Source organism: Prevotella sp. (assembly GCF_051059605.1).
In the GTDB taxonomy this organism is placed as follows: Bacteria; Bacteroidota; Bacteroidia; order Bacteroidales; family Bacteroidaceae; genus Prevotella.
Genome location: NZ_CP050883.1, coordinates 1767749 through 1786292 on the forward strand (window position 1 = coordinate 1767749; position 18544 = coordinate 1786292).

At 36.3% G+C, this 18544-nt stretch carries 14 protein-coding genes and 1 tRNA gene; 12 read left to right on the forward strand and 3 right to left on the reverse strand.

Features of this window, described 5'->3' with window-relative positions:
* Positions 1 to 56: 56 nt before the first annotated feature.
* Both pepT and HEQ28_RS07090 read right to left on the reverse strand, forming a co-directional pair.
* Entirely contained in the window at positions 57 to 1280 is a 1224-nt protein-coding gene (gene pepT, locus HEQ28_RS07085) for a peptidase T (RefSeq protein WP_434501576.1), read from the reverse strand.
* 163 nt (positions 1281 to 1443) lie between these two features.
* Positions 1444 to 1517: transfer RNA gene (locus tag HEQ28_RS07090), tRNA-Arg, on the reverse strand.
* Positions 1518 to 2003: 486 nt separating this feature from the next.
* Between HEQ28_RS07090 and HEQ28_RS07095 the strand changes: the two genes are divergently transcribed.
* The 3 genes from HEQ28_RS07095 to asnA all read left to right on the forward strand — a co-directional run bounded on the left by HEQ28_RS07095 (position 2004) and on the right by asnA (position 4976).
* Positions 2004 to 2948 carry a helix-turn-helix transcriptional regulator gene (locus HEQ28_RS07095; protein WP_434501577.1) on the forward strand — a complete coding sequence of 315 codons (945 nt, stop codon included), beginning with the start codon at positions 2004 to 2006 and terminating at the stop codon, positions 2946 to 2948.
* Positions 2949 to 3315: 367 nt separating this feature from the next.
* The gene (locus HEQ28_RS07100) at positions 3316 to 3813 is read left to right on the forward strand and encodes a low molecular weight protein-tyrosine-phosphatase (protein WP_434501578.1); all 498 of its coding nucleotides are present in this window, start codon (positions 3316 to 3318) and stop codon (positions 3811 to 3813) included.
* A 125-nt stretch (positions 3814 to 3938) separates the two neighbouring features.
* On the forward strand, positions 3939 to 4976 hold the full coding sequence (gene asnA / locus HEQ28_RS07105; protein WP_434501579.1) for an aspartate--ammonia ligase: 1038 nt from the start codon (positions 3939 to 3941) through the stop codon (positions 4974 to 4976).
* A gap of 1069 nt (positions 4977 to 6045) precedes the next feature.
* On the opposite strand, the gene HEQ28_RS07110 is transcribed toward asnA, so the two are convergent.
* Positions 6046 to 7857: a DNA polymerase III subunit gamma/tau gene (locus tag HEQ28_RS07110; RefSeq protein WP_434501580.1), complete on the reverse strand. Its 1812-nt coding sequence runs from the start codon at positions 7855 to 7857 to the stop codon at positions 6046 to 6048.
* A 66-nt stretch (positions 7858 to 7923) separates the two neighbouring features.
* Here HEQ28_RS07110 and HEQ28_RS07115 point away from each other — a divergent pair, with 66 nt between their 5' ends.
* The 9 genes from HEQ28_RS07115 (at position 7924) to mfd (ending at position 18046) form a co-directional block, all read left to right on the forward strand.
* On the forward strand, positions 7924 to 8262 hold the full coding sequence (locus HEQ28_RS07115; RefSeq protein ID WP_434501581.1) for an FtsB family cell division protein: 339 nt from the start codon (positions 7924 to 7926) through the stop codon (positions 8260 to 8262).
* On the forward strand, positions 8246 to 8671 hold the full coding sequence (locus HEQ28_RS07120) for a hypothetical protein (protein ID WP_434504433.1): 426 nt from the start codon (positions 8246 to 8248) through the stop codon (positions 8669 to 8671). Before HEQ28_RS07115 ends, HEQ28_RS07120 begins: the two co-directional genes overlap by 17 nt.
* A gap of 136 nt (positions 8672 to 8807) precedes the next feature.
* Positions 8808 to 9614, forward strand: coding sequence for a DUF4369 domain-containing protein (locus tag HEQ28_RS07125; protein ID WP_434501582.1), 807 nt, complete (start codon positions 8808 to 8810; stop codon positions 9612 to 9614).
* Between the two features lie 27 nt (positions 9615 to 9641).
* Positions 9642 to 10973 (forward strand): dihydroorotase, encoded by a 1332-nt coding sequence (locus HEQ28_RS07130; RefSeq protein ID WP_434501583.1) that lies wholly within the window; start codon positions 9642 to 9644, stop codon positions 10971 to 10973.
* 18 nt (positions 10974 to 10991) lie between these two features.
* Complete coding sequence (locus tag HEQ28_RS07135; RefSeq protein WP_434501584.1) at positions 10992 to 11792, forward strand: vitamin B12 dependent-methionine synthase activation domain-containing protein; 801 nt, start codon at positions 10992 to 10994, stop codon at positions 11790 to 11792.
* A 28-nt stretch (positions 11793 to 11820) separates the two neighbouring features.
* Positions 11821 to 13002, forward strand: coding sequence for a metallophosphoesterase (locus HEQ28_RS07140; RefSeq protein WP_434501585.1), 1182 nt, complete (start codon positions 11821 to 11823; stop codon positions 13000 to 13002).
* Positions 13003 to 13017: 15 nt separating this feature from the next.
* Positions 13018 to 13776 carry a lysophospholipid acyltransferase family protein gene (locus tag HEQ28_RS07145; protein ID WP_434501586.1) on the forward strand — a complete coding sequence of 253 codons (759 nt, stop codon included), beginning with the start codon at positions 13018 to 13020 and terminating at the stop codon, positions 13774 to 13776.
* Between the two features lie 77 nt (positions 13777 to 13853).
* Positions 13854 to 14603, forward strand: coding sequence for a polyprenol monophosphomannose synthase (locus HEQ28_RS07150; RefSeq protein WP_434501587.1), 750 nt, complete (start codon positions 13854 to 13856; stop codon positions 14601 to 14603).
* A 2-nt stretch (positions 14604 to 14605) separates the two neighbouring features.
* Positions 14606 to 18046 carry a transcription-repair coupling factor gene (gene mfd / locus HEQ28_RS07155; protein ID WP_434501588.1) on the forward strand — a complete coding sequence of 1147 codons (3441 nt, stop codon included), beginning with the start codon at positions 14606 to 14608 and terminating at the stop codon, positions 18044 to 18046.
* Positions 18047 to 18544 lie beyond the last annotated feature (498 nt).

An 18544-nucleotide genomic window follows, 5' to 3' on the forward strand; every position in this document is an offset into this window, starting at 1 on the left:
CATAAAAATTAACATTCCCGACTTTCATAAATTATCCAGAAAGTCGGGAATAATATTTAATCGTTGTATGTACCAGTAATTTCACAAATCTTGGTAATTACTTCAACAGCTTTTTCCATTACCTGAATAGAAACAAACTCATGAGGTCCGTGGAAATTCACGCCACCAGCGAATATATTAGGACATGGAAGTCCACGGAAACTAAGCTGTGCTCCGTCTGTTCCGCCACGTATAGGCTCCACTTTTGGTGGGACTCCACTTTCTTGCATCGCCCTTAGCACGATATCAATAACATGCATATTAGGATCAATCTTTTCCTTCATGTTATAATATTGGTCGTGGATTTCAATACTTACAGTACCCTCACCATATTTTTCATTCATCTTTTTAACGCAATCTTCCATAAAGTCCTTACGGTCTTCAAACTTTTCACGCTCATGATCACGAATAATATAGCTAAGTTTAGCACTCTCTGTACGACTGTCAATATTCAGCAAATGATAAAATCCTTGATAACCCTCTGTTGATTCGGGAATATCAGTCTCAGGAATCATGCTGTTAAATTCACAAGCCAGTCTGTTGGCGTTAACCATTTTACCTTTTGCATATCCAGTGTGGACACTAACGCCCTTTATACATACTTTAGCTCCGGCAGCATTGAAATTCTCATATTCAAGGTTACCCAAGTCACCTCCATCCATTGTATATGCCCAGTCACAACCAAACTTATCAACATCAAAATGATGTGCGCCCATGCCTATTTCCTCATCAGGATTAAATGCAATGCGTATGTCTCCGTGCTTAATCTCGTCGTTATCGCGCAAAATGCACATAGCCTGTACTATTTCAGCAATACCAGCTTTATCGTCTGCACCAAGAAGAGTTGTTCCGTCTGTGACAATAATATCTTCACCAATATGTTCCTTTAGTTCAGGAAACTTAGATGTATAAGATACGATACCAGGAGAAAGTTCAACATCCTTTCCGTCGTAGTTCCTTATAATCCGAGCTTTGATGTCTTTTCCGCTTGCATCAGGACTTGTATCATAATGAGATATAAAGCCGATAGCAGGTGTCTTCTTCTTGGTATTACCCTTTAGGGTGGCATAGATGTAGCCCATCTCGTCCATCTCTACGTCGCAGAGTCCTTCGTCCTCAAGCTCTTGTTTTAAATACTTGGCGAACTCCATCTGTTTCGCCGTACTAGGGACACTGTCTGAGTCCTCACTAGACTGTGTGTCAAACTTTGTGTAATTAATAAATCTTTCAGTTAATTCCATATAATTGAATAGAATAAAGCCTTTAATTGTGTATTAATCTTAACGTCTCGCTTAATGTGAGCTTCTGAAATGCAAATATACATATTTTTTCGGATATTTATATAAATACAGATTAAAACATCCATAAAATAATGATTATCAGTAATCTCACTCTAACAAAAAGTGATCTCGGCGGGATTCAAACCCGCGACCTTCAGAACCGGAATCTGACGCTCTATTCAGCTAAGCTACGAGACCAACAGTTTTGCAAAATTACAAATAAAATCCCTAATTTCCAAAAGATTAAGACATATTTATGAGTTTCATTACTTTAGGCGCTACAATACAAAGTTTTCACCATAAATAGTAGTTTTATTTGTTTTCTCGATATAGAGTTTAACCCTTGTTTATATAATATTTCCGTATCTATGTCATGTAGATAAAACAAGAAAGTAAAATAAACTTATTAATTTTGCTTTTCAACTCATTTAACCTATCTTTACATTTAGTAAAGATAGTCTCAGCTAAAAGATAAAAAATACATTTTTTATTTTGTTTTGTGTTCGGCTTGCTGTATCTTTGTAACATTTAAAATTACACAAAATGATTACTACTTTCTACATTACTAATATTATATTACTAATAGCAATATTCTTTATCATAATATTCATATATAGCAAGGTGCAAAAACTGAAAGTCCCACACTTTCTGTTACTTAGGCGGTCCTTCATCTCTGTTTATATTATGTTGGCAATATATGTGGTATCAACATTCTATATATGTTCTGAAAACGGCATTGAACTGTTTGCAACCGGACCTATAAGCTTCCTATATATAACTTTTATCATATTTGCACTATTCTCTACTGGTTATTTCGGACGTGATTACCATAAGAAATTGGTTGTCTGGCTATTTCTTCTTCAATATCCTGCGGTTTTGCTACTGGTGCACGCACTTGTCCTCATGACTGGTTATTATATTAAAATTTACACACTATCAAGTTTATTCGAGGATCACAGACTTATCCTTGCTGTGTTCATAGCGAGATTGGTATGGATTGGGATCATGGTGTCCGGATATATGCTAATGACAGGAATAGTTATAGACTCATATCTCCATTTTCGTAAAAATATCACACAACTAACAAGAGAGAAAAATATGTCAATGCGTCGTGCAGAGATCATTGACATCGTAATATACTTGATATTATTCGTTTGGATGATGCTTAATAATTTTGTATCATCATTATTACCAAGAATACTCACAAATATATTTATGATAATAATGATTGTACGTACATATATTATATATAGAAACTTTATTCACTACTCTTTGGAACTATCCAAAATGAATGTTGTCATTCCAGGAAGATTAAAAAAACTGATGGGACAATATATTAACAACCCATTCTATACAAGCAATCCCACATTGGAAGTTGTATCAGAAGCTTTGAATGTTGACAAAAACGAATTAAGAGACTATATTTATTCAGAACTTGGGACAACATTGTCGGCATGGACAAGTGAGAAACGAATATTATACATTTCACAACAGCTTTTAAAGACAGATCGTATGGTGAGTGAACTAGCATTATCTTGTGGATATTCAAATCCACCAGCTTTGAATCGTGCTTTTAAACAACGCTTTGGTGTTACTCCGTCAGAATTCAGAGCTAAGCACAAAGAGTGATTTCTTATAAATATTTGTGCAAAAAAAAGTTTATTTTTTACTTTTACTGTTACCTTACGTTAAAATAATGTGTGGTGGTAAGTCTTTTTGTCGCATTGGTAAGTCCATTTTAGAATAAAAGCACTAAAATTGCAATTGAAAATTCAATTTTAAATTTAATTAGAAGTAAATTCATTTGCTTCGGTTTGTGAAAATCGGCATTTGTAAACAAGTTAAAATTTATTAGTCGAGAAAATGTGATCCATATTCATAGAATAGCGATTCTAATGAATGTGGATTTTTTGTATGCCGATTTTAAATTAATATTTATGCCTGAGTGATATGTATTTTTTGTATTTTTGCAACTCTAATTGAATATATATATATTATGAATACAAAACAAGAATCAATAGTAAATATACTTTTCATATGTCTAGGAAATATATGTCGTTCACCAGCTGCTCATGCAATTTTCTGTGATATGATTACTATGCGTGGATTAGAAAACAACTTTGTTGTAGATTCTGCAGGTATAGGAGACTGGCATATAGGAGAATTGCCAGACAAGAGAATGAGAACGCATGGCAGTAAACGTGGATATAATATAAATCATCGTGCACGACAATTTAATGTTGATGATTTTAACAAGTTTGATTATATTGTTGTGATGGACGAAGAAAACTATCGCATAATAACAAGTATGGCTAAATCTGAATCAGACTCTGCAAAGGTAATACGTATGGCTAATTACTTTACTCAGCATTCAAACAATTCTGTTCCAGATCCATATTATGGCGGATCTACTGATTTTGAACTAGCTTTTGACTTAATTGAAGACGGATGTAACGGATTGCTTAATAGCTTTTTTCCTAAGGATATCAAATAATATCCAAATAGAAACCAAATAACAAATATAACTTTCTTTTTGCAAAATAAACAAGCAAAAAGCTTGCAATATAATTAATATTTCTTATCTTTGCAAGCATATAAGAAAAATAAAAACTTATTGAGATGAGCAAATTGATAAAACCTGATGGTTATACGGCGCTTCTTGACATGAAGCAGACAGAACAAGGTATAAAACTTATAAAAGATTTTTTTCAACAGAATCTTTCTACCGAACTAAGACTTCGCCGCGTTACGGCACCTCTGTTTGTTTTGAAAGGTCTTGGAATTAATGATGACCTTAATGGCGTTGAGCGAGCTGTTACATTTCCAATAAAGGATTTAGGTGACGCAAAAGCAGAAGTTGTTCATTCTCTAGCAAAATGGAAAAGACTTACACTTGCAGAATACAATATTGAGCCAGGATATGGTGTATATACTGATATGAACGCGATTCGTGCTGACGAAGAATTAGATAACCTTCATTCACTATATGTAGACCAATGGGATTGGGAAGCTGTTGTAACAAAAGAGCAACGCACAATCTCATTCCTAGAAAACGTAGTAAGACGCATATATGCTGCAATACTACGAACAGAATACCTAACATGTGAGACTTACCCTGAAATAAAACCATTCCTTCCTAGTGAGATTCATTTCGTTCATAGTCAGGATCTTGTTGATATGTATCCAGACTTATCCCCGAAAGAGCGTGAGGATGCTATATGTATGAAATACGGTGCTGTATTTGTTGAAGGAATTGGAGGAAAGCTAAGTGATGGCAAGAAACATGATGGTCGTGCTCCTGACTATGATGATTGGAGTACAATCGCTGAGAATGGAAAGGCTGGTCTTAATGGTGATATTCTTATCTGGTACCCTGTTCTTCAACGTTCATTCGAATTGAGTTCTATGGGTATAAGAGTTGATAAGGATGCTTTATTGCGCCAGTTGAAACTTGAAGGTAAGGAAGATCGCGAAAAACTATATTTTCACAAACAATTGCTTGATGACAAACTTCCTCTAAGCATTGGCGGAGGAATTGGCCAAAGCCGTCTTTGCATGATAATGCTTCATAAAGCACATATCGGAGAAATACAGGCTAGCATTTGGCCTGAGAATATGCGTAGCGAATGCGAAAGTTTAGGAATGCCACTTATTTGATAATTATTGATATAATGAATATCGGGATAATCTGAATCTTTGGATTATCCCGATTATTTTTTTAATTATAGTAATATCAAATGTTTAAATATGAAACTTTTTTAATTCTCCGTAAATTTAAGGGATGAGACTCTCCATAAATAAGTTCGGAACTCTACCAGAAAAAGTTTTTTTAATGCCACTAATGTCATAATGTCACTAACCCTTTGTTTATAAGGGTTTAGCGAGTGACATTAAGTGACATTATCGGGGTAAAAGTGACATTAAACTGCAAATTACACCTATTTTTTGCGATTTTTTACCAAACATGCTTTGCCTGTATTGGTCCTTTTATGCTTAAGACAATCCATAATTGTGGGAACCGTCATGATACTAAAATTCGCAGATTTCATTATGTTTTTTGTATAGTATACATTCTTATCTTATCATATTATTGATAATAATGTGTTTACATGTACTGGGTAATACTCTTTTTCACGTCGGGCAATTCAATTACCTAACCTAGGCAATCGAGTTACTCACGTTAGGTAATCCGATTACACACGTTAGGTAATCGGGTTACACACATGCTGAGGCAATCTGTTTACACACACACTGAGGTAATCGGATTACACACATGCTGATGTAATCTGTTTACACACGTACTGAGGTAATCGAATTACCCAACTATTGTGATAATTTGGGTAATTTCTTATTTCCTAAAATTGTAAACAGATCTACAGACTTCAAAAATTGTCTCTCTCGTGTATTTATATTTACAATACAGATTCTGAATCTATTAATGTTGTTTTGAAATCTATCTTTAAGTTCATTTCAGACCTAAAATCTACAAAAAGTATGTATTATGCAAATAGCATAATTGCGAAAAAAACGCAAAAAGCAAGTGGAATATTGGACTTAATGTCACTTTTACCCCGATAATGTCACTTAATGTCACTCGCTAAACCCTTATAAATAAAGGGTTAGTGACATTATGACATCAGTGACATTAAAAAAACTTTTTCTGGTAGGTGAAGTCCATAATTAACAACTTTATATATATAATTTCTGTAAAACAGAAACTACAACATTATGTAAGATCAAGTTCAAGATTCTTACATAGTTTGCTAAACGATTCATTATCTTTCTTTAGAGACTCAAAAACATCACGTTTAGACATTATTTGCTTTACCTCAGCGGCTTCTGCCAGTCTTAGATTTATCTTTATATTACCATTGTGAAGATCACTGGAAAGAGTTTTTCTAATTCGCGGCTTAATCTCATCAATCTGATTTAATAAGATTTGGTTATCTATAACAGCCTCTATTACAGGATAATCAGAAATCTGCGGAGTTATATTCTTCATGCGTGAAGCTATGCCTTTCATTGTTTGTGGCATTCTGGTACACATGCTCAACCAACATCTTTCCAAATCTTCTTGTGAGAAGTGCCCTACTTCATCCTTATTGGTTTTATATTTTTCGTCAGAATCAACAGTTTGTCCTTCGTTTTTTGTTCTAGCAGACTTAAAAGTGAAGCCGATATTATTCAACTTTATCTTATGTCTTGCAGTTCCTGACACTCTTTGTTGCGAATCGGAACCATTATCGGGCATAGAAGCTGTTACTATAGATGCATTTTCCTCTTGAGGTTCCTGAGTAACCTCTTTACTCCTGTCTCTTGGAGACAAGACATGACTCTTAGCGGCAGCTACCTGCGATGCTGCCTTTTGCTGAGATAAAATCAGGTTCTTAAACAGGGATTTTAATCTTTTAGGGCTGCGCCTCGCACCTGCCGAATCATCATCCGGCTGTGTTATCTGCGCCACCTGAATAAGCGTAATTTCAACTAGCAGTCGCTTGTTGCTACTTTGCTTATAGTTTATGTCACATTGATTAAGAATATTCAGTGCCTTATATAAAAAATCTACAGGACATTTCTGAGCCTGTTCATAAAACTTCTGACGTTGTTGCTCACTTGTTTCAAGTAACGGTAAAGTCTGTTGATCTTTAGCCATAAGTACATTGCGTATATGACTAGCCAAACCATTTATAAGATTTCCACCGTCAAAGCCTTTACCAAGGATATCATTCAACAAAATCATTACCTCGCTCACCTTATTTGCAAGAGAGTTTTCCACGATTTTGAAATAGTTTTCAGAATCAAGAACATTTAAGTCCTCTATAACTTTCTGATAAGTTATGTCTCCCATGCAAAAGCTTGCAGCCTGATCAAATATAGATAAAGCATCACGCATACCACCATCAGCCTTTTCTGCAATTACGCTCAAAGCCTCTTCCTCATACTTGATTCCCTCTTTTTCAGCAACGCTCTTAAGATGATTAATCGTATTGGAAACGGTCATACGTTCAAAGTCATATATCTGACAACGTGAAAGGATTGTTGGCAGAATTTTATGCTTCTCGGTTGTCGCAAGAATAAAAATCACATGAGCTGGCGGTTCCTCAAGAGTTTTAAGGAAAGCATTAAACGCTGCTGTAGACAACATGTGAACCTCATCAATAATGAAAACCTTGTAACGTCCTATCTGCGGCGGAATACGAGTCTGTTCCATGAGAGCCTTTATATTTTCAACGGAGTTGTTGCTGGCAGCATCAAGTTCGAAGATATTATAAGAGCGTTGCTCATTAAAAGATTTGCAACTCTCGCATTCATTGCAAGCTTCACCATCCTCGCGTGGGTGTTCACAGTTGATAGCCTTTGCGAAAATACGTGCACAAGTAGTCTTTCCGACTCCCCTAGGACCACAGAAAAGGTATGCATGAGCAAGTCGTCCACCCTTAACAGCATTCTTCAATGTTGTAGTGAGTGCGCTTTGCCCGACAACCGAGTCGAATGTCATTGGACGGTATTTTCTGGCAGAAACAATATATTCTTCCATTATTTTTTATAATTGATGATGCAAAGATAGCAAAAATTATTATCTTTGCAAACAAATAATATAAATATGGCAAGTCGTTTAGGTGTTGTATGGGGGTTTATCGCTCACTATAAGTATCTTGTAGTGACGCTGCTCGGTATTCTTATCGTTGGATTTATCGATGAGAATAGTTTTATGAGACGCATCCAACTTGAACTGCAGATAAGTGATTTGCAGAGCGATATCAAGAAATACAATAAACAGTATGAAAATGACTCTAGACAGCTGAGAGAAATAAGACGAAATCCAAAGGCTATCGAAAAGATTGCCCGTGAACGTTATTTCATGAAAGCTGACGATGAAGACATCTACGTACTTAGTGATGACGAGAAGCCTTTAAATACTAATGATGAAACAACAAAATAAGTTACAAAGCATTTTATTTGTGCTTGGCGGCATATTGATGGTTATCGGTGTTGGCTGCTTCGTTTTTATGTTTAAGCAGCAAATTGTAAGTTGGCTGTTCCTTCTCGGTACTGTATTGTTTGCTACAATGCAGATGATGCAAGAATATGAAGGAAACAACATAACCGTTCGTAGGTTGAAGAATATAATGAATTTAGCTGATATGGTATTCATATTCTCAGGAATTCTTATGGTAGACAATGTTTATGGTTTCATACGTCCGGCATTCAGTAATTCTATAGATTACCTTTCTTATATATATAATAAGTGGGTGATACTTCTGTTAATTGCCGCTATACTGGAAATCTATACCATGCACAGAATCGAATGGGAAATAAAAAAAGAAAATAAAAACAACTCTAATATATAGTATCCAAAGGAAAGTACATATCTGAATTACGAAAAAAACATAAAAGTTGTGTTATATAATTTAAATAGCATGAATTTTTTTTCGAACCTCACTTATACATGTTATCTTTGCTTTTAAAGAAAAAGGAAAACTGTTTATGACTAAATTTTTGTATCCAATTATATCACTACTAGCTTTAACGCTAGTGTCATGTGGAAAATCATATAATGTAATCGGCACATCAAATGTATCTAACCTTGATGGAAGAAAGCTATATCTGAAAGTTCTAAAAAACAATGAATTCAAGACTATAGACTCATGTGATGTCGTACACGGACAATTCCACTTCGAGGGAACCTTTGACTCTGTACGAATGGCAAACATCTTTATGGATGACGAAAGCGTTTTACCTCTGGTTATTGAAGATGGCGACATTAATATTAAGATAGACAACACACAGCAGACCGTAAGCGGAACTCCACTTAATGATAAATTGTTTAAGTTCTTCAATAAATATAACCAAATGAAGAGCCTTGAAAACGAACTTGTTCATAAGCACGACCAAGCTATCATGAACGGTAGAAACATGAACATTGTAAATGCTAACCTTAATAAGGAAGCTGCACATTTATCACAACAGGAAGATAATTTGATTACCAGTTTCGTTACCGAAAACTTTGATAACATTCTTGGTCCAGGTGTTTTCTTCATGGTAACTATCGGTTACCAATATCCAGAACTAACACCATGGATAGAAGACATTATGAGTAAGGCTACTGATAATTTTAAGAACGATCAATATGTTAAGGACTATTACAAAAAAGCCCTTGAAAATCAACAGATAATGAACGGCATGCGTGGTGCTCCTGCAAATTCGCAACCAGCACAAGCTCCAGCACAACCTAACGCCGCCCCTACACCAAACGAGATGGCAAGCCCTTCTCAAGCGCCTATGACGAGATAAGGTTATAGAATTCATAAAACCTTTAAGATGAGAATATTAATAAAAAGTGGAACAATAGTAAATGAAGGTTGCTCTGTATTGGGCGACATTGTAATCACTGATGATATTATATCCGGAGTCTATGCTGAAGGTGAAACTCCCCGCGGAGCCTACGACAAGATTGTAGACGCCTCGGGGTGTTTTGTTATTCCAGGAGTCATTGATGACCATGTGCATTTCCGTGAACCTGGATTGACAGATAAAGCTGATATAAAAAGCGAAAGCAGAGCTGCTGCTTGCGGTGGTGTTACATCCTATATGGACATGCCTAACACATCTCCCCAAACCACATCAATAGAAGCTTTTAATAACAAATTAGATATTGCCCAAAAGAATAGCCTTGTAAATTACGGATTTTTCTATGGAGCAACAACATCAAATGCCGAAACTTTCAACTCGCTCGACCGCCATACGATTCCTGGTATAAAGCTTTTTATGGGTGCAAGTACAGGTAATATGCTTGTCGACAAGGCTGAGTCATTGAATAACATATTCAAAACTTGCGCTGAAAACAACATCATTTTGATGACTCATTGTGAGGATACCGATATTATAAATGCTAACATGAATGTGGCAAAACAGGAAAATGACGACCCTGATATAACAATGCATCCATTGATAAGAAGTGAACTTGCATGCTATAAAAGTACATCAGCTGCCGTGAACCTTGCAAAAAAGTATAACACCAGACTGCACGTTGCACATGTTACAACAGCAAGTGAACTAGAACTCTTCGGAAACGATGATAAAATAACAGCGGAAGCTGTAATAGCACATATTTATTTCTACAATGAAGCCTATAAATCTTTAGGTGCATTGATAAAATGTAACCCTGCTATAAAAACAAAACATGACAGAGATGAGATAAGAAAAGCTTTAAATGACGGAAGGATTACCACCATAGGCACTGATCATGCACCGCATGAACTGAAAAATAAACAAGGAGGATGCTGTAAAGCTGCTTCTGGTATGCCAATGATTCAGTTTTCTCTTGTCACAATGCTTGAACTTGTTGACGAAGACATATTTTCTATTGAACGTATAGTTGAACTAATGTGCCATAATCCAGCAACTCTCTTTCATGTAAACAAGCGCGGATTTCTTCGTACAGGATATAAGGCAGATATTGTTGTGATACAACCGTCGTGTAAATGGGAAGTTACAAAAGACATAATAAAAAGCAAATGTAAATGGAGTCCTATGGAGGGACATATTTATAATAATAAGGTTAAAACAACTATATGCAACGGTAACATTGTTTACGATAACGATAACATTATAGATGACAGCAGAGGGGAAGCTCTTGCTTTCAATGTTTAGTTACTTGATTTTAAAAAGATGACCATTCATTATAACATACAGGAAATTGAACCATACATAAACTGGATTTATTTCTATCATGCATGGAACATGAACGGCAAACCAGAAACTGAAAAGATGAAGCTTCATGGTGATGCCGAACAGATGTTGCATGAATGGTATGGCAAATATCATACTCATGCTGTATTTGAAATTCTTGACGCCAACAGTGATGGCGATGATTTGATATTAAACGGCATTAGAATTCCAATGCTAAGACAGCAGAAACTCATCGCTGATGGATTACCAAATTTATGTCTGACAGATTTTGTACGCCCAGCTTCAACAGGCATAAAAGATAAGGCAGGTTTATTTGCAACAACAGTAGACACTGAATTGCAAAAAAAATACGTCAATGATGAGTACAAGCGAATGATGGCTCAAGTGCTTGCAGATAGATTAGCTGAAGGAACAGCAGAACGAATGCATGAGGAAGTAAGACGCAAATATTGGGGATATGCTCCAAATGAGAATCTTACAATGAAACAGACTCTTAATGAAGAATATCAGGGAATAAGACCAGCTGTTGGTTATCCCTCATTACCAGACACAAGTCTCAACTTCATTATCAGCGACATCATTGACATGAAAGGAATAGGAATAAGACTTACCGAGAATGGAATGATGATTCCCCATGCCAGTGTAAGTGGTTTCATGTTTTCGCATCCACAAAGTAAGTATTTTGATTTAGGAAGAATTGGCAATGACCAGATTGTTGATTATGCGAACAGAAGAGGTATACCCGTAGAATTAGTGAAAAAGTTTTTGAAATTTGCATGATGCTTTAGCATTTATATTTTATTGAATAATGGTAGCAAAAATAATATTTTTGATAATGTTGGTGCTAGTGCTCCCCGACTTGTATATAGACATGCACTATCTAAGACATAGGAAAAATTACAACCTATGGAAACGACTTGTGTGGTGGATGCCAGCCACAATAATAATTATAGTTAGCCTGTATTTTACATTTAGTAAGAAATTCGCTCCTGACGATATGCGAATTTTAGTGGGATACTTAATGATATTGGGAATATTTGCAGTTCCAAAAATGATATTTTCTGTATGTTCATTTCTTGGTTGGAGACACTGCGTGTATCATAAAACGCCTCATAATTGGGGAAACATCATAGGAATACTTCTTTCTGTGGTTTCTGTCATTATGATTGTATACGGATTCACTCTTGGACCACGAAAATTGAAAGTCATAAATATTGAAATACCTATCAAGGGACTTCCACAGAGTTTTAATGGACTGAGAATTGTTTTATTTTCAGATGCTCACATTAACTCATTCCATAATATTATGGAAGACTGTCTCATACGTGACATCGACACTATATCTGCTCTTAAACCAGATATCATTTGCTTTGCCGGAGATTTACAAAACATTCAGCCTTCAGAGCTATATCGTTACAAGAACCTTCTATCACGAATAGCAAAAAATACAAACGTACCTGTTTATAGCGTACTTGGAAATCATGATTACAGCATGTACCAAATCGGGACGCCACAAGAAAAATCAGCAAACGAGCGTAAATTGCGTGAATACGAGAAGTCAATAGGTTGGCAGCTTCTTAACAATGAACATAAAGCATATTATTCTGCGAATCACAAAGATTCTATTATCATAGCAGGCGAAGGAAACTGTGGAACAGGACGTTTTCCTGACTGGTCTGACATGAAAAAGACGATGAAAGGAGTAAAGAAAAACGATTGCGTGATACTTATGCAACATGATCCAATGACATGGGAATCTAGAATATTACCAAAAACCAATGCTGCATTAACACTTAGCGGTCACACACATGGAGGTCAAATCAGCATATTCGGATTGCGTCCTTCTGCTTTAGTATATCCAAATGATCGCGGACTTTACGAGAAACAAGACCGCTATCTATATGTAACAAGCGGAATAGGTGCATTGCTTCCTTTCAGACTCGGTGTACCCCCAGAGATAACAGTCATAACATTGAAAATAAAGAAATAAAAACAATAAGACAATATGAAATATCTTTATCGACTTTACCAATTGGTTATCTGTCTGCCGATATTAATTGTCGACAGCATTTTTACATCATTAGCAACAGTGATAGGCTGCATGCTAGGTAACGGACATTTCTGGGGATACTATCCTGGTAAATGGTGGTCGTGGTTGTGGATAAGAATACTTCTTCTTCCTGTTAAGGTTGAAGGACGTGAGAATCTTGATCCAAAACAGTCGTATGTTTTTGTAGCAAATCATCAGGGAGCTTTTGACATATTCTTGATATACGGCTTTCTTGGAAGAAATTTCAAATGGATGATGAAAAAGGGTATTGGCAAAATACCATTGATTGGCACCGCATGTAAATATGCACATCATATTTTTGTCGACAAAAGTGGACCGTCAAAGATAAGGGCTACCTATGATCAGGCACGTTCAATATTGAAAGAAGGCATGTCGTTGGTAGTTTTTGCTGAAGGCGCACGTACGTTTACAGGTCACATGGGAGTATTTCGTCGTGGTGCTTTTATGCTTGCTGACGATCTTCAGTTGCCTGTAGTACCATTGACGATAAACGGAAGCTTTGATGTTAAACCACGTATGAAAGATAAGTACTGGATATTCTGGCATCCACTAAAACTCACTATCCATAAGCCTATTGCACCAATCGGTAAAGGACCAGAGAATGTTAAGAACCAAATGGATAAGAGCTATGCAGCAGTAATGAGTGCCATTTCTCCAGAATACCAAGGCTTTATTGAAAACCCAGACCAATAAAATAAAAACTTTGTTATTTATTTTGTTCTTCTCACAACTTGCACTATCTTTGCAAAATATTAAAATATTGAATAGCTATGCATGAAAGTGATTCTATCGTAATTATTCCTACATACAACGAGAAAGAGAATATTGAAAATATTATACGTGCTGTATTTAGTCTTGAAAAATATTTTCATATTCTGATAATTGATGACGGAAGTCCAGACGGAACTGCCGCTATTGTGCATCGTTTAATTGATACAGAATTCTCTGACCGTTTATTTATCATTGAACGCAAGGGAAAACAAGGACTTGGCACAGCTTATATTGCAGGTTTCAAATGGGCATTGAATCGCGAGTATGGTTATATTATTGAAATGGATGCTGATTTCAGCCACGATCCCAAAGATTTACCACGCTTATATGCAGCTACTCATGATGAAGGCAACGATGTTGCTGTTGGATCACGCTATGTCAGCGGAGTAAATGTTGTTAATTGGCCTATCGGCAGAGTACTGATGAGCTATTTCGCATCTCAATACGTACGCATTGTTACTGGTTTCAGAGTTCATGATACTACAGCTGGATTTGTATGCTACAAGCGACGTGTACTTGAGACAATATCTTTGAATGATATACGTTTCAAGGGATATGCTTTTCAGATAGAAATGAAGTACACTTCTTATAAGATAGGATTTAAGATTAAGGAAGTTCCTGTCATATTCGTTAATCGTCGTGAAGGAGTGAGCAAGATGAACGGTGGTATTTTTGGCGAAGCTTTTTTCGGAGTTATGCGTCTCAGACTTGATGGCTGGCTTCGTAAATATCCCAAGATAAAAGACTAGAATTGGACATTAAGGAAATAAAAAATCTTTATGGCAAAGCTCCTCAAATAGGAGCTTTGATGAAGTTACTTAAAGATAATACCGTCGGTAATATCTTTTTGAAGGGATTGTCGTGTTGTGCCACTCCGGTAATCTTCTCTGCATTGTCAGACAAACTCGACAACACGTTTTTATTCATACTGCAAGATGCTGACGAGGCAGGATATTTGTATCATGACCTCATGCAGATTATTGAGTCAGATAATGTACTATTTTTTCCTTCTGGATATAAACGTGCAGCTAAGCACGGGCAACGTGATAGCGCGAATGAGATACTACGTACTGAGGTTCTAGCTAAAGTTGCTTCACGTAACAATGCAAACGAAGCATTGTTCATTGTGTCATATCCTGATGCTCTCGCAGAATTAGTTGTATCAAAAAAACGACTTGACGAAAGACGGCTATCCTTGAAGAAAGGACAGAATATTGACATAACTGATGTAGAACATCTATTGCGTGAATATGGATTCACAGAGACTGATTATGTTTACGAACCAGGTCAGTTTGCTGTCCGTGGTAGCATATTGGATGTGTATTCTTTTAGTTGTGAAGATCCTTTCCGAATAGATTTCTTTGGTGATGAAATAGACACTATCCGTACTTTTCAAGTACAGGACCAGTTATCAAAAGATAAACGTGACAGCATAGAGGTTGTTCCAGAACTTATGAATACGACCTCTGAGAAGATTTCTTTTCTGAAATTTCTACCCGACAACACTTTCCTTGTCATGAAGGACTTCACATATATCCACGATGTTATCGAACGGATATATAAAGATGGTTTCTCTTCACAGGCTCTTACTGATAGACTTGAAGGTGCAACTGAGGTTGAACAAAAGCAGATTGTGAACGAACTTAATCGTGATAAGTCTCTTGTCAGTCCATATCAATTTACAGAAGATGCAGCAGCGTTCCGTCGTATTGAGTTTGGACCAAACGTTAAGTCTGCAGTAAAGCATTCTTCTCAAAATACAGCTATTCGTGATGCATCCATAGCGTTTGACATCACGCCGCAACCACTTTTCCATAAGAACTTTGATTTACTAACACAGGCTTTTGAGGATTATATTCTTAAAGGATACAAACTGTATATACTTGCAGATAGCGAAAAGCAAACACAGAGATTAAAAGACATATTTGCTGATATGGATTCCCCACAAGCAAATTCAATAGTCTTTGAACCTATAAATAAAACGATTCATGAGGGCTTTTCCGATTCCAATTTAAAAATATGCCTCTTCACAGATCATCAGATCTTTGACCGTTTCCATAAATACAACCTGAAGAGCGATAGTGCTAGAACAGGAAAGATTGCTCTCACGATGAAAGAACTTCAGGAAATGGAACCTGGTGACTTCATTGTCCACGTAGATTTCGGTATTGGTAAGTTTGGCGGTCTTGTACGTGTACCAGCAGGCAACAGTTATCAAGAGGTTATACGTATCATCTACCAACATAATGACAAGGTAGATGTGAGCATCCACTCATTATATAAGATAAGCAAATATAGACGCAGTGATACCGGTGAACCTCCACGTCTTAGTACTCTTGGAAGCGGAGCTTGGGACAGACTTAAGGAGAAGACCAAGAAGCGAATCAAAGATATTGCACGTGACCTTATCAAACTATATGCTCAACGCCGACATGAAAAGGGATTTGCATATAGTAATGACAGTTATATGCAACATGAACTTGAGGCTAGCTTCCTATACGAGGACACTCCTGATCAAAGCAAGGCAACACAAGATGTCAAGAATGATATGGAGAGTGCACGTCCTATGGATCGACTTATTTGTGGTGATGTAGGTTTTGGCAAGACAGAAGTTGCTGTCCGCGCAGCTTTCAAAGCCGCATGTGACAGTAAGCAGGTTGCGATACTCGTACCTACAACGGTATTAGCTTATCAACATTATCAGACATTCCTGAGTCGTCTTAAAGGAATGCCTGTAAGAATTGAATATCTATCAAGAGCACGTTCCACAAAACATACAAAACAAGTACTAGAAGATTTAGAATCAGGAAAGATTGATATATTAATTGGAACACAGAAACTTATAGGCAGCTCTGTTAAATGGCATGATCTAGGTCTTCTCATTATTGATGAGGAACAGAAATTCGGTGTATCTACAAAAGAAAAACTTCGTAAGTTAAAGACCAATGTTGATACACTCACCATGTCTGCAACACCTATACCGCGCACATTACAATTCTCGTTAATGGGGGCACGTGACATGAGCATTATACGCACTCCGCCACCAAACAGATATCCTATAAATACAGAATTGGCAACATATAGTCACGAAGTTATAGCAGATGCCATTAACTTTGAGATGAGCCGTAACGGACAGGTTTACTTTGTCAACGACCGTATTAGCAGCTTACAAGAAATTGCTAACCTTATACATAAATATATACCAGATTGCCGTGTTGCCATAGGTCATGGACAAATTAAGCCAGAGGAACTTGAAAAGATTCTTCTCGGCTTTATGAACTACGACTATGATGTATTGCTGTCAACAACTATTATTGAGAACGGTATAGATATAAGCAATGCCAATACCATAATTATAAATGACGCACATCGGTTCGGACTTTCCGACCTTCACCAGATGCGCGGCAGAGTAGGACGCAGCAACCGAAAGGCTTTCTGCTATCTTCTTGCGCCACCAAAGAGCGTACTTACATCTGAGGCACGCCGACGATTGGAAGCTCTTGAGACATTTTCTGATTTGGGAAGTGGCTTTAATCTTGCTATGCAGGATCTTGATATTCGTGGAGCTGGTAACCTTCTTGGTGGAGAGCAAAGCGGATTCATGGAAGATTTAGGATATGAAACATATCAGAAAATTCTTAGTCAGGCAGTAACAGAGCTAAAGAACGATGAGTTTCAGGATGTCTACGCCCAACAAATGGCTGAAGGCAACAATATCACTGGTGATGAATTTGTTGAAGATTGTGCTGTTGAAAGCGATTTGGAGATGTATTTCCCAGATAACTATGTCCCAGGAAGCAGCGAACGAATGCTACTTTATCGTGAACTTGACAGCATCAATGACGATGATGAACTGGCTTTATATAGAAAACGACTTATTGATAGATTTGGTGAAACTCCAAAAGAGGGAGAGGAACTCATGCAGGTTGTATCTCTTCGCCGACTTGGTAAAAGTCTTGGCTGCGAAAAGATTATGCTAAGACAAGGGAAGATGAATATGCAGTTTGTAAGCAATCAGGAAAGTGTCTATTACCAAAGCAGCACATTCGCTGCTGTTATTAACTTTGTTGGAAGAAATCCACGTAGATGTGATTTTAGACAAGTTGCAAACAGACGTTTGTTAAGCATAAATAGTATCCCTACCGTTGGAGATGCAGTTATTATATTAAGAAATATGTTGGAAAACATTTAATAGAATATTTGTTATATACATAATAAAATGTCGAATAGTATATTTTGGTGGACAAAAATGCGTTGTTATTTGTCCACCAATTTGTCCACCACTGCTTAATATATGTTGTTTTTATATGTTAATTTTTACGTAATAATACATATATAACAAAATTAAAAGCCAAATTCAAAGATAATATACCTCAAATAATACATAAGGATTATCTAACAACAAACTATACATAAATTATTAACATTTTGATTAGGTACTTTAATTTTAATATTTTATCTTTGCAGCATTATAATTAATAATGATATTTGTATCATTCGCAACTTAATTAATCAAGCTAAAAAATATATATGATAAAGATGTTATTTTAATATCAAAATCATATCAGGAAATATTACACAAAAAGAGAAATGTTTAATGCGAATAGATTAACTCGTTCAAAATCATACAATTTCATACAAGTCATTGTTTGATTTTGAATCCTGTCAATCGAAGACAGGTTAAAATGAC